This window comes from Arthrobacter sp. BF1, from assembly GCF_056680215.1.
The window spans coordinates 950,794-963,577 of sequence record NZ_CM155271.1 but is presented as its reverse complement, the minus strand read 5'-3'; the positions used below and the strand labels follow the sequence as shown (position 1 = coordinate 963,577).

General features: G+C 65.0%; 15 protein-coding genes and 1 pseudogene. 6 read left to right on the top strand and 10 right to left on the bottom strand.

Features of this window, described 5'->3' with window-relative positions; all coding sequences use genetic code 11:
* Positions 1 to 342: 342 nt before the first annotated feature.
* From AC1MCD_RS04665 to AC1MCD_RS04650, 4 genes are all read right to left on the bottom strand, one after another.
* On the bottom strand, positions 343 to 1,137 hold the full coding sequence (locus tag AC1MCD_RS04665; RefSeq protein ID WP_498676285.1) for an IclR family transcriptional regulator: 795 nt from the start codon (positions 1,135 to 1,137) through the stop codon (positions 343 to 345).
* A gap of 139 nt (positions 1,138 to 1,276) precedes the next feature.
* The gene (locus AC1MCD_RS04660) at positions 1,277 to 2,530 is read right to left on the bottom strand and encodes an RNA polymerase sigma factor (RefSeq protein WP_498676283.1); all 1,254 of its coding nucleotides are present in this window, start codon (positions 2,528 to 2,530) and stop codon (positions 1,277 to 1,279) included.
* On the bottom strand, positions 2,530 to 2,862 hold the full coding sequence (locus AC1MCD_RS04655; protein WP_498676281.1) for a YciI family protein: 333 nt from the start codon (positions 2,860 to 2,862) through the stop codon (positions 2,530 to 2,532). The genes AC1MCD_RS04660 and AC1MCD_RS04655 overlap by 1 nt, the downstream gene beginning before the upstream one ends.
* Before the next feature lie 285 nt (positions 2,863 to 3,147).
* Positions 3,148 to 3,819, bottom strand: a complete 672-nt coding sequence (locus AC1MCD_RS04650) for a hypothetical protein (protein ID WP_498676279.1) — start codon at positions 3,817 to 3,819, stop codon at positions 3,148 to 3,150.
* A gap of 148 nt (positions 3,820 to 3,967) precedes the next feature.
* Between AC1MCD_RS04650 and AC1MCD_RS04645 the strand changes: the two genes are divergently transcribed.
* On the top strand, positions 3,968 to 4,246 hold the full coding sequence (locus AC1MCD_RS04645) for a hypothetical protein (protein ID WP_498676277.1): 279 nt from the start codon (positions 3,968 to 3,970) through the stop codon (positions 4,244 to 4,246).
* 70 nt (positions 4,247 to 4,316) lie between these two features.
* Here AC1MCD_RS04645 and AC1MCD_RS04640 read toward each other — a convergent pair whose 3' ends face one another.
* On the bottom strand, positions 4,317 to 4,937 hold the full coding sequence (locus AC1MCD_RS04640; RefSeq protein WP_498678185.1) for an NADPH-dependent F420 reductase: 621 nt from the start codon (positions 4,935 to 4,937) through the stop codon (positions 4,317 to 4,319).
* Positions 4,928 to 5,896 (bottom strand): IS481 family transposase, encoded by a 969-nt coding sequence (locus AC1MCD_RS04635; RefSeq protein ID WP_498676275.1) that lies wholly within the window; start codon positions 5,894 to 5,896, stop codon positions 4,928 to 4,930. The genes AC1MCD_RS04640 and AC1MCD_RS04635 overlap by 10 nt, the downstream gene beginning before the upstream one ends.
* Before the next feature lie 306 nt (positions 5,897 to 6,202).
* Between AC1MCD_RS04635 and AC1MCD_RS04630 the strand changes: the two genes are divergently transcribed.
* The 4 genes and pseudogenes from AC1MCD_RS04630 to AC1MCD_RS04615 all read left to right on the top strand — a co-directional run bounded on the left by AC1MCD_RS04630 (position 6,203) and on the right by AC1MCD_RS04615 (position 8,261).
* Positions 6,203 to 6,802: a TetR/AcrR family transcriptional regulator gene (locus tag AC1MCD_RS04630; protein ID WP_498676273.1), complete on the top strand. Its 600-nt coding sequence runs from the start codon at positions 6,203 to 6,205 to the stop codon at positions 6,800 to 6,802.
* A gap of 60 nt (positions 6,803 to 6,862) precedes the next feature.
* Positions 6,863 to 7,300: an SRPBCC family protein gene (locus tag AC1MCD_RS04625; protein WP_498676271.1), complete on the top strand. Its 438-nt coding sequence runs from the start codon at positions 6,863 to 6,865 to the stop codon at positions 7,298 to 7,300.
* Between the two features lie 49 nt (positions 7,301 to 7,349).
* A pseudogene (locus AC1MCD_RS04620) lies at positions 7,350 to 7,763 on the top strand (SRPBCC family protein); the annotation flags it as partial.
* A gap of 96 nt (positions 7,764 to 7,859) precedes the next feature.
* Positions 7,860 to 8,261 (top strand): VOC family protein, encoded by a 402-nt coding sequence (locus AC1MCD_RS04615; RefSeq protein ID WP_498678183.1) that lies wholly within the window; start codon positions 7,860 to 7,862, stop codon positions 8,259 to 8,261.
* Between the two features lie 20 nt (positions 8,262 to 8,281).
* Here the strand turns inward: AC1MCD_RS04615 and AC1MCD_RS04610 are convergent, their stop codons facing one another.
* Complete coding sequence (locus tag AC1MCD_RS04610) at positions 8,282 to 9,154, bottom strand: pentapeptide repeat-containing protein (RefSeq protein WP_498676269.1); 873 nt, start codon at positions 9,152 to 9,154, stop codon at positions 8,282 to 8,284.
* 439 nt (positions 9,155 to 9,593) lie between these two features.
* Between AC1MCD_RS04610 and AC1MCD_RS04605 the strand changes: the two genes are divergently transcribed.
* Entirely contained in the window at positions 9,594 to 9,908 is a 315-nt protein-coding gene (locus AC1MCD_RS04605; RefSeq protein ID WP_498678182.1) for a DUF6308 family protein, read from the top strand.
* A 16-nt stretch (positions 9,909 to 9,924) separates the two neighbouring features.
* Here the strand turns inward: AC1MCD_RS04605 and AC1MCD_RS04600 are convergent, their stop codons facing one another.
* The 3 genes from AC1MCD_RS04600 to AC1MCD_RS04590 form a co-directional block, all read right to left on the bottom strand.
* A complete protein-coding gene (locus AC1MCD_RS04600; protein ID WP_498676267.1) occupies positions 9,925 to 11,106 on the bottom strand; it encodes a macrolide family glycosyltransferase in 1,182 nt (393 codons plus the stop codon).
* 215 nt (positions 11,107 to 11,321) lie between these two features.
* Positions 11,322 to 11,642 carry a GYD domain-containing protein gene (locus AC1MCD_RS04595; RefSeq protein ID WP_498676265.1) on the bottom strand — a complete coding sequence of 107 codons (321 nt, stop codon included), beginning with the start codon at positions 11,640 to 11,642 and terminating at the stop codon, positions 11,322 to 11,324.
* 179 nt (positions 11,643 to 11,821) lie between these two features.
* Positions 11,822 to 12,700 (bottom strand): MurR/RpiR family transcriptional regulator, encoded by an 879-nt coding sequence (locus AC1MCD_RS04590; RefSeq protein ID WP_498676262.1) that lies wholly within the window; start codon positions 12,698 to 12,700, stop codon positions 11,822 to 11,824.
* Between the last annotated feature and the right edge of the window lie 84 nt (positions 12,701 to 12,784).

Genomic DNA, 12,784 nt, shown 5'->3' with positions numbered 1-12,784 from the left:
TTGAACGGCTCCAGGCCATCCGGCCATTGCATTTCATGGGAGTAGGGAAGGCTGCCCTCCTCACTTCGGGGAAGTGGCGTGTCGAGCGTCGTTGCTGCGAGCATCGTGGTCCTCTCATCATGTAGGGCCGTCGTCACCGCCAGCCGCGCCGGGGAGATCGAAAGCCGAGAAAAAGGTGAGGCAGAACCTTCGGGGACGTTCCTTCCAGGCACCGCAAAAGACAACATCCTTCACGCGTTCCGCCGGTTCATGCCTCGCTTCCACTGTGAGGGCCATCACGACATGAAGAGTCGAGGCGTCCATTCAATGGACGCCAAACCTTCGATAAATATTTCGGCGCGGCTAGCCGTCGTTAACAGCGGAGGGCCGGATAGCGGAGGGCCGTGGCCCCTGAGTGAGAGTCCGGGAAATTCCGTGGGCCGCGGTAAGCAGAGCTGGCACAATGAGCGGCACGTCGCCCTGGTCCCGCGGCACGATGGCGCTCAGCGCGGCGACTACAGTGCGTCGGGGCCCGAACACGGGAACGGCGATGCCCAGCCACTCCGAAACCCCGATTCCCGGCAAGGCAACGAACCCTCTCTGCCTCACTTCCGCGAGATGCCGCCGTATGAGCCCGGGATCGACCGGTGTTTCGTCGGTGAGCTTCGTCAAGGGCCCCGATAAGAAGCTCTCCTGGAACGCTGACGGCGAGTGGGCCAGCAGCACCAGGCCAGGCGAACAAGCGTTCAGTGGAAGGCGGTCAGTGATGCGTGCTGCATCCAGGACGGAGTCCGGTGCCGACATGCGCTCGACGTAGAGGGCGGACTTCCCGTCCAGCACGGCGAGGGTGGTGTGCTGGCGAACAACCGAGAGGACATCGTCCATGAAGGGCAACGCGGCCTCGCGCACGTCCATGGCAGCCTGGGACCGGGTGGCAATTTCCCACATGCGCAGCCCGATCTGCAGTTCGCCGGAATCGGAGCGGCGGATCAGGCCGTAGCCAATGAGTTCCTCAACGAGCCGGTGCGCCGTGGACCGCGGCACGCCGGCCCTGGCAGCCAGGCTCGACAACGTCATAGTCTGCCGGTCGCGGTCGAATGCCTCAAGGACACGGACCACCCGGCCGATCACCGAATCTCCACTGCGAGAATTGGCCACGCCATTGCCCTTTCCACGGACAGATTTGGGCCCCGCCGGCGGAAGACCCCGGGCAGGGAGCATTCAACTATACGTTGACCGCGTGCCTCAACATTGCACCGCCCGCACCCAACCCGGGCGCCGCCGTCGTGCTCCGCGCTCAGCCTGCAAGTTCGTTCAGGCGGGTCCGGAGGTAGCGCCGTTCGGTTTCATTGTCGGTCAGGATCAACGCCTCCTCGAAGGCGACCCGGGCCTCGCCGAGACGGCCCAGCCTGGCCAGGAAATCGGCTCGTGCGGCGGCCAGATAAGGGTAGCGGGCCAGCTGGGGCTCGGCTCCGAGTGCATTCAGCTCTGCCAGGCCTTCCTCCGGGCCCACCGCGAAGCCGAGCGCTATGGCCCGGTTGAGCTGGACAACGGGAGAGGGCCATGTCTCCATCAGCACGTCGTAGAGCCCCAGGATCTCCTGCCAGTCAGTGCCGGACCACGACTCGCTCTCGTCATGGACGGCCGCGATGGCCGCCATGACGGCGAAGCGGCCAGGCGGCCGCGCATTCAACGCCTCGCGCAAGAGCGCCACCCCCTCCTCGATGGCCGGCCGGTCCCATTTGGACCGGTCCTGGTTCTCCATCAGGACGAGTTCGCGGTGTTCATCGAGCCGCGCGCCCCTGCGTGCGTCGGTGAGCACCACGAGAGCCAGGAGGCCGGCGACATCGCGGTCGGCGGGAAGCAAGGCCCGGAGCATTCTCGCCAGCTCTAGCCCGCGCTCCGCGAGATCCCGGCGCATGAGATCCGATCCCGACGGGGCGGTGTGCCCGGTGGTGTACACGAGGTACACGACGGACAGCACGCCGTCGAGCCGCTCCCGCAGTTCCGACGCCGCGGGCACGCGGTAAGGGATGTGCGCGGCCGTGATCTTCTTCTTCGCCCGGGTGATCCTCGCCGCCATCGTGGCCTCGGGCAGCAGGAACGCCCGCGCCACATCAGCGGTGGACAGGCCGCACAGGAGCCGCAGCGTCAGGGCGGCCTGGGCGTCACGCGCCAGGGCCGGGTGGCAGCACGTGAAGATCAGCCGCAGCCGGTCATCGGGAATGTCTTCCGACTCCCGGCCAGGCTCATCGTCTATGTACGCCTCCCGGTCGAGAAGCTTGGGGAGCGCCCGCTGAGCCGTCGCGGCCCGGCGGTGCATATCCAAAGCCCGCCGGCGCGCGGTCACGGTGAGCCACGCCCCAGGGTGCTTCGGGATCCCGCGCGGACCCCACGTGGACAACGCACTGGCGTACGCGTCCTGAACGGCCTCTTCGGCTGTGTCGATATCACCGGCAACACGCACGGTGGCCGCCAGCACGAACGCCCACTCCCTTCGGTGCGCATCCGCAACCGCGGCAGCAACCTCCGAACTGGCGGCCTGCGGCATCAGCTGACCATTCGCACGGGCCGGACCTCTACCCCGATGCCGGCGGGAACCTCCTTGGCGATCTCCAGCGCCTCATCGAGGTCGCCTGCCTCAATCAGGTAGTAGCCGCCCAGCGTTTCCTTTGACTCGGCGAAGGGACCGTCTGTCACCGAGAACCCGCCGGCTCCGTCGCGTCGGATGGACGTCGCCGTCGAGGGCGGCTGCAGTGCGGCCCCGTTGAGCAGGGACGCGCCGCGGCGTTGCTGGAATTCCTGGTAGGGGGCGCTCATGGACTCGCCTTCGGATTGTTTCGCCGCTTCATCCTGGAAGATCAGGACCAGATACTTTGCCATTTTGTGCTCCCGTCGTCGTAACTCTGTTGTGTGCTTTCACTGCATCGACGCCGAAGTCCTCGCCGTCGCAAAGGCCGTTCGTTCCGGCCCTTACTCATACGACGCCCGCCGGAAGCTCAGATCGACAACTACGACCAGAATTCCAAAAGAAACCGCAACATGCCAAGGCTTTTGTCTGTGGGACCGCGGGGATACTCGCGCGCAAGAACCGCGGGCTGACCTCCTTCAGAGCGCCCGGGACGCCATGGCGTACAGGTCGAGAAACGACGCCGTAGGCCCGCCAACCTATTCTGAGGCGCGTGGCGCGTTCAGTTCGCCTGCAATCTTCGCTTCCAGCGCCGCTAGCGTGGCCTCGGGCAGGACGATGAGACCGTCCAGTTCCCGCCGGGCGCGCTTGTACGCGGTTTGCCGTTCGGCAGGGGTCGCGGCGTTGTCGGAGGCGAGGTTGAGCAGCTTCCGGGCCGTCGAAAGGCGTTGGCGTTCCAGCTCGGTGAAGTTGTGGTCCTTGATCCGCTTGGCTTCGCGTTCTGCGACGTCGAAGGCCAGCTCAAAGCCGTGCACGGCCGTGCGGTACTCCGCCAGCCGGGCCGGCGTCGCAATGTCGGCCGGGGCGGCAGGCCGCAAACCGTCAGCCGCTTTCTTCGCCCGGAGGAATGCGACGGTAAGGGGTTCCCGCACATCCGTCATGACCGGGAAGTCGATCAGTTTCCCGATGTCGAGCTCGTAGTCCAGCCATCTCCGGTTCACGGCGTCGTGCGCTGCCATCAGGGCGGCAACCTCGGCCTGGCTGGCTTGTTCCGCCTGCACCGTCTGGTTCTTGAGCTTGTACAGTTCCATGCGGCGGCGGTGCCGGCGTGCGCTGGCCTTGGACCACTGCCTTGCCCACCCGCCGGCAATTCCGCTGAGGGGGAAGGCGAGCCACCAGTAATGGCGAAGGAAGTCAAAGAATTGGTCCACGGACTCATCCTCCCACCGGCCCCGGCGGACCCCAAGGGCAACGTCTGGCCCACTATGCTCAGACATCATGGAGGTGAGGGTGACGCACCCCTGTCTTCAGGCCCGACCGATACCTATTCAGCAGCGCTATATTTCGGAGGTACCCACTATGTCTGAATCCGAACTTGAAGCACTCCGGGAGCTGGCGGCCCGGGGGGACACTGACGCCGTCGGGCAGTTGATCGAACTTGCCGCGGAGCGGGAAGACTTCGACGAACTGCGGCGCCTCGCGGACGGCGGCAGCAGGGATGCTGCCGACCAGCTTGTTGAACTCGCCGCCGAAAAGTCGGACCTGGACGAGCTCCGGCGGCTGGCCGCCAGCGGCAACCGTGACGCCGCCGACGTTCTGGCGGAGCTCACGGACGAGGGCTCCGCCGACGACGAATAGCGGTCCGCCCGGGCGATGCACTGCAGCCCTGCCGGGTGCGGGCATGCGCCCGGAACGGGCCGGCCAGGCCTTAGCGGACGATCTTGAAGTTGAACACGGGTGTGCCGAGTGCGCCCCAGAGGCGGAGCCATACGGGCAGAAGCATTTCCGTGCCACGCGCGGTGGTGATGTCGCCGAGGTCGATGACGTCCTGGTGGCCGAATTCCTTCAGGAGCACGGTGACGGTGTGCTTGGCATCGGCGTCGTTGCCGGAAACGAAGACCGTGCTGGCCTCCGAAAGTCGGTCCGGATTGACCATGAGATCGGCGTTGAGGGTATTGAGTGACTTCACCACGCGGGCGCCGGGGAAAGCCCGCTGGATCTGCTCGCCCAGCGAGTCGGTGTCCTTGACGAACAGGGTGGGCGGCATGCCGTTGCTGAAGTCCAGGGGGTTGGCAATGTCGAGAATGACCTTGCCGGCCAGGTTCTCCGCCCCGGCCTGGGCCAGAACATCCAGGGAGGCGCCGCCGTTGGTGGCGTTGACAATGAGTTCAGCCCCGGCGGCTGCGTCGGCGAAACGCGCAACACCAATGCCGGCATTTCCAGCGGACCAGGCGGCAAAGGGAGCATTGCCCATGGCATCGGCGCCAGTCCGGGCAACGGTGGCCTGGGGGTCACGGGTGCCGATGGTGACGGTGTGGCCTAGTTGTATTGACCTGAGAGGTTGGTGACGCGGCTGGCTGGTGGCTGACCTTTGAGTGAAGTGTGGCCTCGGTGATGATTGTAGTGATGGAGCCAATCGGTGAAAGCGGCAACACGCTCTGATTCTGATGCGTAGGGTTTGGCGTACGCCCACTCGTCCAGCATGGTGCGGTTGTAGCGCTCGACTTTGCCGTTGGTCTGAGGACGGTAGGGGCGGGTCCGTTTGTGCTTGATGTCTGGGCCCAAGGCGTCCTTGAACGCGTAGGAGCGGTAGCAGGAGCCGTTGTCCGTCAACACCCGTTTGACAGTGACGCCGCAGGACTGGAAGTAGGCGTTGGCGCGTTCCCAGAATCCGGCCGCGGTTTCCTTCTTTTCATCGGCCAGGATCTCGGTATAGGCCAGCCGGGAGTGGTCATCGACGGCGTTGTGCAAGAACGCGTAGCCGGGTCTGCGGTTCGCCGCCGTGCCGGTCTTGTTCCGCCTGCCAGCGGCCCTGCCCAGGCTCCGGTGACCGCCTCCGTCCGGAATCCGCCCGAGCTTCTTGATGTCCACGTGGACCATGTCCCCGGGGCCCTCGTGCTCGTAGCGGCGGATCACCCGGCCTGTGGCACGGTCCAGCCAGGACAGCCTGGCCAGCCCGTACCGGGACAGGACCCGGTGCACCGTGGACGGGTGGATCCCCAACAAAAAACCGATCCGCGCCGGGCCCCACCGGCGGTTGACTCTGATCGCGATGATCCGCCGTTCCCGCCGTGGGCAGGTCTTCCGCGGCGAGGTTCGGGGCCGGCTCGAGGCATCCTGCATGCCGGCCTCACCATGGTCGCGGTAGCGGCTGGCCCACCGCGACGCGGTCGTGACCGAGACCTGGAACCGTTCAGCTGCCCGGCGCAGCGGCCATCCGTCATCAACGATGCATCTGGCCAGCCGGAGCCTGCCCTTGGGCGTGAGGATCGCGTTAGCATGGGACATTGAAGACCTCCTTGTGAACTGGACTCTCGACAAGCCCAACTCCACTCGGAGGTCTTCTTTTTGTCACCTAACCACGCCGGTGTTCCTAACGTCCGTGGTCAATACAACTAGGCCTGCCAGGCGTTCTGCGATGGTCCGGCCTACAGTGCCGGTTCCGAGGACTGCGATTTTCATGGTGTTCCTTGCGTGTTTTGATGGCGACGGCACCGATGTGACGGATCGTTCTCATAGTTTGTGACGGAACGTTCCGTCTGTCAAACTCGAGTTATCTGAAGGTAAAGGTTTTGCAGAAGGAGTGTGGTTCGTGTGGTCCGCAGGACGGGTGAGGAGAACCGGCGGAACGTCCTCGAGGTGGCCACGCGGCTGTTCTACCAGCGTGGCATCCGGGCTGTGGGAATGGACACGGTGGTGAAGGAATGCGGGGTGGGCAATGCGACCGTCTACCGCCAGTTTCCGACGAAGGACGCACTGGCCACCGCCTACGTCCAGGGCCGCGCAGATGCCTGGTTCGAACGGATGCAGTTGACCGCCGGCGAACACCCGGACCCCCGGGACAAGCTGGTTGCCGTCTTCGAAGTTCTCGCCGGTGACACTGCCGGCCGCACCTACCGGGGTTGCCCGATGCTGAACACCAGCACCGAGTTTCCCGAGGGAGAGCATCCAGCCCATCTGGCGGCCGTGGACCATAAGCAGCGGGTGCGTGACTGGTTCCGCTCCCTGGCAGCCGACGCAGGCGCCGACGACCCGGACGAACTCGCGGAGGAACTCCTCATCGTCCTTAATGGCGCCTACATCACGGCCGACATCCTCAGCGGCGCCGCCTATGGGAAGCGCGCTCTCCGCATGGCCCGACGCCTGGTCGACGATGCCTGTTCTGGCCTTAGGGCCGGGAAAGCCTCCAGCTAACGCCGGGCCCACGGCTGCCGCGTCTATCCGCGCCCACCCGTCGGATGGCAGAGTGGGACCATGAATGAGCAGCCGGGGAGCCATGTGTTGAACTTGGAATGCCGGCTGGAGGCTCCGCCTGAGAAAGTCTTCAGGATGCTGACGGAAGCCACCGAACTGGTGAAGTGGTGGGGCCCGGACGGCTTCACCCTCCCCTCGGCTGAACTCAACGTGGTGACCGGCGGGCGCTACCGCTTCCGGATGGCACCGCCGGACGGCGAGCCCTTCCACCTCTCCGGCGAGTTCCTCGAAATCGATCCGCCCTGGCGCTTGGTCTACACGTTCAACTGGGAGGAACCCACCCCGGACGACCGGGAGACCGTCGTCGACCTCGCGCTAGTCAGCGACGGCTCGGGCACCCGGCTGGCCCTCTCGCAGGGTCCGTTCCTGACGGAGGAACGGCTGGCACTGCACCGCGACGGCTGGACCGAGTCCTTTGCGAAGCTTCAGCGGCACTGACCACAACGTCCGATCAGACCCAAACGCTCACAGAACCGGAGGATAGTTAATGACCGCCGACCCGACGCAGGATCGAAGCTTCACCCTTACCCGCACTTTGGCAGCATCGCGGCATGCCGTGTTTACCGCCTGGACTGACCCTGAGCACCTGGCCTGGTTCTACAACCCGGAGATGCCCGCCCCCACCACGCCCGTTGAGGTGGACCTCCGTGTGGGGGGAACGTGGAAACAGCAGATGATCGTCAACAACGACCTCAGCTATCCCACCGGCGGGATTTACCTGGAGATTGTTCCCGACGAACGGCTCGTCTTCCGTTGGGGAGCAGTGGGCGGCTGGCCCGACCTCGACGGCGACAACGAACGAACTGCACCCGTTGTCACGGTGCAGCTGAATGACCGCGGCGCCGGAACGGAGCTCGTCCTCACAGTTCAGTTCTCCGAGACTCTCGACATCGACGAGGTGCAAAAGCTCATACTGGGAGGCACGCGCGAGGGCTGGGGTGCCACCATCGACCGGGTCAAGGACAGCACCGCCATAACCCCGGTAACCAACGGGCTCATGGCAGGGCCCCAGCTGTATGTCTATTTCCCGGGAACGGCCCGGGAAGCACTGAACTTTTACGCGGACGTTTTTGGGGGTGAGCTTTCCCTGCACACCTACGAGGACTTCGGCAGGAGCGATGGCCCGGCCAGCTCCATAGCTCACGGAACGCTCAGCGGCGTTGTTGCCCTGGCGGGATCGGATGCAGCCGAGGGCCAGACGACTGTCCGGCTGGAAGGCGTGATGCTCTCCCTACTGGGAACCGCCGAACCGGCAGTCCTTCACCAGTGGTTCGACAAGCTCTCCGTTGCCGGCTCGGTGATCGATCCCCTCTCGCCCAAACCATGGGGCGCCTCCGACGGCCAGGTCATTGATCGTCACGGACTTCACTGGCTTGTCGGATATGAGCCCTCAACGTGAACGAAGCAACAACCACGCGCTCATTCCCGGAGCCAGTGCGGGGGCATCACCAGATCCGCCGGCAGCTGGGTTGAGCGGCTGCCGCTGGCAGCGTTGAGCTGCGGCTGCGTCAGGTACAGGGCCGCCGACAGGTCGGCGCCCCCAAGCCGCGCGTCCCGAAGGTCCGCGCCGAGCAGGTCCGCACCCGAGAAATCACTGTCGCGCAGATCAGCCGCAATCAGGTAAGCCCCTCTGAGGTCCGCCCCGCACAACCGGCGCCCCCTGAGATTGACGCCCATGAGGTCCGCTCCGGGCCCCAGTCCGGCATCCAGGTGATCACCGCCCGCGGCAAAGTAGGCCGCCCGGACTTCCGCGCTGACTTCCATCAGCGTTGACCTCACCTGAGTATGAAGATCCTGGACGTCCAGCGCGAGCAGTTGCTGCAGCCCGCCGTCGACTGCCTGCCCGATGGTGGCGCCAAGTTCCATGGCACGGTGGGCGACGTCGGGATCGAAAGTCCGACGCCGGGCCTCGGCCAGGTACCAGAGCATCTCGTGCAGCTGCCGCACGGCTTTGAAGGCGGCAAACATCTGGTCTTTGGTGCCAGGGTCCTCCCGCCAGCTCGTTCCGCCGAAGAGCCCCTGGGACACTTTTTGCCCGGCGCCGAAGCAGTCAAAGACCGTGCAGCCGCGAAAGCCCCTCGGCCGCAGGCTGTTGTGGATGGTGCAGGAGAAGTCGGGGGCAAGGTTCTGGCACGGCGCGCCTGCGGGTTTGTCGAGCGCAAAATCTGCGGAACGCGAGAACCCGAAGGCTGTGCAGCAGAGGGCAAAGCAGTTGCCGCAGTCAGGGCGCAGGGACTGTCGGTCAGGGGAAGCCGACAAGGGTGGGGCGGGGTTGGCTGAATTCGTTTGCATGTGATCTTCCAGTGGTGAATTCGGGATGGGGGCCGGTGGCCGGGGAACTCCAAAGGGAGCTCCCCTCACGGGCGCACAGAATCACGGCCCCTCGAAGGAGCGAACTGGAATCGCTGAAGGGTTCTGGGTCACAGAGAAGAATAAGAAGTCACTGGTCTCAGATTACTCTCCTGGCTCGCTGCCGTCCCCCATCAGGCCGACGGCGGCACTCGACTTCGCCTTCTGTCCCACCACTACCGGCCGCGGGGCGCGGAACTGAAGCGCCGCCGTCGTAATTCCCGACCGCGCCCGCCGCATTCGTGCGGATAGAGTTCCGGAGATTTCCGGGTTCGCTGACGAGCCGCAGTCCGTGTGACTGCCTCGGCGGCGGGCACAACTATGGGGGACAAATGGCAATTCCTGACATCCTGGATGAAGACCATCTCGACACTCCGACGACCTGATCGCCGTCTCCTTCCTTTCTGGTGACGTCCCCGGCGAAGCCGCCTTTGGCATCCTGGAAACTCAAGCAGCACTGATTTCGGATCTCCTCGCGCAGATTCCGGCCGACCCCGACATGGCGGATGTGCAGGCAGACGAGTTCGACAAAGTACTCGGCGAAGCCAGCCCCGCGCTTCAGCTCTGGCACGTCCTCCAGGGACGAGATACCGGCCGCTGGGGCATGGGCGAAACGCGAACCAGCAAACTGATGGCCCGAAAACGACTCGTGCTCTGGATGTACGGGACGGGCACCGCGACAGGCGAGAGGCAGTAGCGCGGGTCCGGGGTTACTAGGGGGCGTGTTCCGGCGCGGACATGAAGTGTTCGATCGCGTCGGCCGCCGCAGCGGCTCCCCCGGCCGACCGGACGCGTAGGCCCATGGCTTCCAGGTTGCGCCGGATCTCCTGGTCGTTGCTGACGTCGGCGATGACCGTGCGGATCAGCTCTGGTGAAAGCGCATCGGCGGGGAGGCGGCGGCCCAGTCCCAGGTCTTGGACGCGGCGTGCGTTGGCTTCCTGTTCCGGCTGCAGGGGAAAGGCAACTACGGGAACCTCGAAGTACAGCGCCTCCATGGTGGAATTCATGCCCGTGTGCGAGAGGAACACATCGGCGTGGCGCAGGACGTCGATCTGCGGGAAGAAGGGGCGGACTTCAGCGTTGTCCGGTATCTCCCCCAGTTCGGAGACATTCATGCGGTCGCCGACGGCCATGGCCACCTGCCAGTCGGTGCCGGCGAATGCTTCCAGGCACATCCGGAAGAAGTCCGGGCGGTCGTTTAACGGAGTGGTGCCCAGCGAAATGAATACCAGGGGCCTGTCCTGCGCGCGGGGCTGCCAAAGCTCCTCGGTGGCCCGTTGGCCGGGGCTGGGTCCAACAAAGTGAAAGCTGGCGTCAAAGGTTTCACCCGCGGGCTGGAATTCCCGTGGGATGAAGCAGATGTTCAATGAAGCCGGCGGGCCCTCCATGAAGGTGAAATCTTCCAGGCCCTGTTCGGCCGCGAAGTCGGTGATAAGCCGGCGGACCTGTTTCCAGGCCTTGAGCATTTCGGCCGGTGCCCGGGCGGGCATCAGCTCGCGTATCGAGAAGTGTTCGTTGGTGGCATACGTCGGCTGCAGGGCGATGTCAGGCAGGGCAAGCTTCATGGCGGCCATCTTCCCGGCCAGGGTCATGGCGTCGTAACACACAGCGTCCGGCGGATCGGCGGTCAGCCGGGCGAGCAGGGCCGGGAATTCGACCCTCGCCCTCTCCAGCAGCCGCTCCAGCAGACCGGACATCATCCCGGCTCCGAGTCCCGCCAGCATCCCCATCCGGGGGGAGGCCGCCGGGTCAGCTGGCGGGTTGATGCGGGGAAGCATCGCAGCGAGGTCCTCCCCGCTCTCAAAGAAGACGGCGCCGGCGGACTCAACCGCCTTCGCGTACCGGGCGGAGGTTGCATAGGTGACCCGGTGACCCCGACGGACAAGCTCGGCCACGACCGGCAAGGTCGGGTTCACGTGGCCTGCGGCCGGCAGACAAACAAAAGCAAAATGCATGACGCTGTCCCTCCAGAAATCACGGCGGGCGGCATACGGACGCGGCTACCGCCGAACTCCACAGGCCCCCGCACCCGGAGCCATCGAACGGCGATAACTGACGCACCGCCGTCGTAATTTCCGGCGGCGGCCGCTGACCAACTGCCCCGCTGCGCCTACTGCCCCGGCGCCCGGTAGGACGGCGTCTTCTTGGCCGCCTCGTCAATGTCCTCCGGTGTCATGAGCGGCTTCAGGCGCACGTCCACGGTGCCGGTCGAATTGATCATCAGTGAAAGGGCTGCCGCGCCCGCCTGGTCCGGCACATCAAAAACGCCGAGGACGTCGATGTCCCCGAAGGCGTAGTAGAAACACTCCAGCGATCCCCCGACCGAGCTGAGCGCCTCCTCCAGCGCCTCACGCCGTTTGGTGCCGCCTTCGCGCATGAGTCCGGTGATACCGTCGCCCACGTAATTCGCTTCAAACAGATACTTGGTCATGGTTTTTCCTGTCCCGTGCTGTCCAGGACGCGGCATCCCAGCGTGTGCCTGACCCCAGTGAGGGCGGGTCCTGGCCGGTCCCCCGCGTGGGGCCGTGGCCATAGCGTAGGCCCACTTCAGGGCGGTGACAACAGCTTCCGCAAAGGCTACAAGGCCTCCATGAACAGCGCGCCCTGCAATTAAGAGCTTGAACGGGGATGCATGATCCGCATCTGGTCCCACGTCCGTTCGGACGCAGCGATGTTTTTGTTTGACCGCTCACGGTCTAGGGAAGCGAGTTCGACGGCGATCGCCTGGACCGCCGCGACGGCACCCGTGAGCGAGGGGAAAAAGCCCGCGCCTTCGGTGGGAACGACGATCCGCTGCTCGGCGTGCTCGGCCACGGGAGAGCCTGCGCTGTCCGTGATCGAAGCGATGGTTGCGCCCACGTTGTGGGCGATCTCCATGGCGCGCATGCTGCTGTCGTAAACCCTCCACAGGCTGATCACGATCACCAGGTCCTCGGAGGTCACCCGCGCGAGGGTATTCGTCAGTGCAGCGACATCAGCGTCGAGCAGCCGGACGTTATAACCGGCAATGACCGCGTTGTGCTCCAACGCTTTGCCCGGGATCGCGTAGCTTCCGGCGGCAACAATCAGGGTCTGCCGTGCCCCCGCGATCGCTTCGGCGATGGAGCGGACCGTACCTGGATCGAGTGTGCGCTCCAGATGGGCCAGATTGGCCCGGTCCGTGGAAACGGCGGCCTGGGCAGGGCTGCTGACGTGGCCGTTGTGCTCAGCCGCGACCTCGAGGGCGCTCAGCGACGCCAGAAACCTTGAGCGGAGCTCGAACTGGAAGTCCGCCCAGCCCTTGAATTCCAGTGCCTGCGCGGTCCTGGTCACGGTGGAAGCGTTCGACGACGCCGCTGCCGCGATGTCGCTGACTGAACCGTAGGAGGCGAGGCGGGGCTGTGACCGGAGGATGCCGATGACCTGCATCTGCCTGGCCGCTAGTTTCCGTCCCTGGACCCGGCTGTCCAGCCATTCGGTGACCGACGAAGTGTTAATTTCCTGTTTCACCTATTGACCTGCCTCACACTCTGGCCGTAGCTTCGATACATCGCATCTGCACAGACTTGTGCATATTCCTCAAAATGTACAACT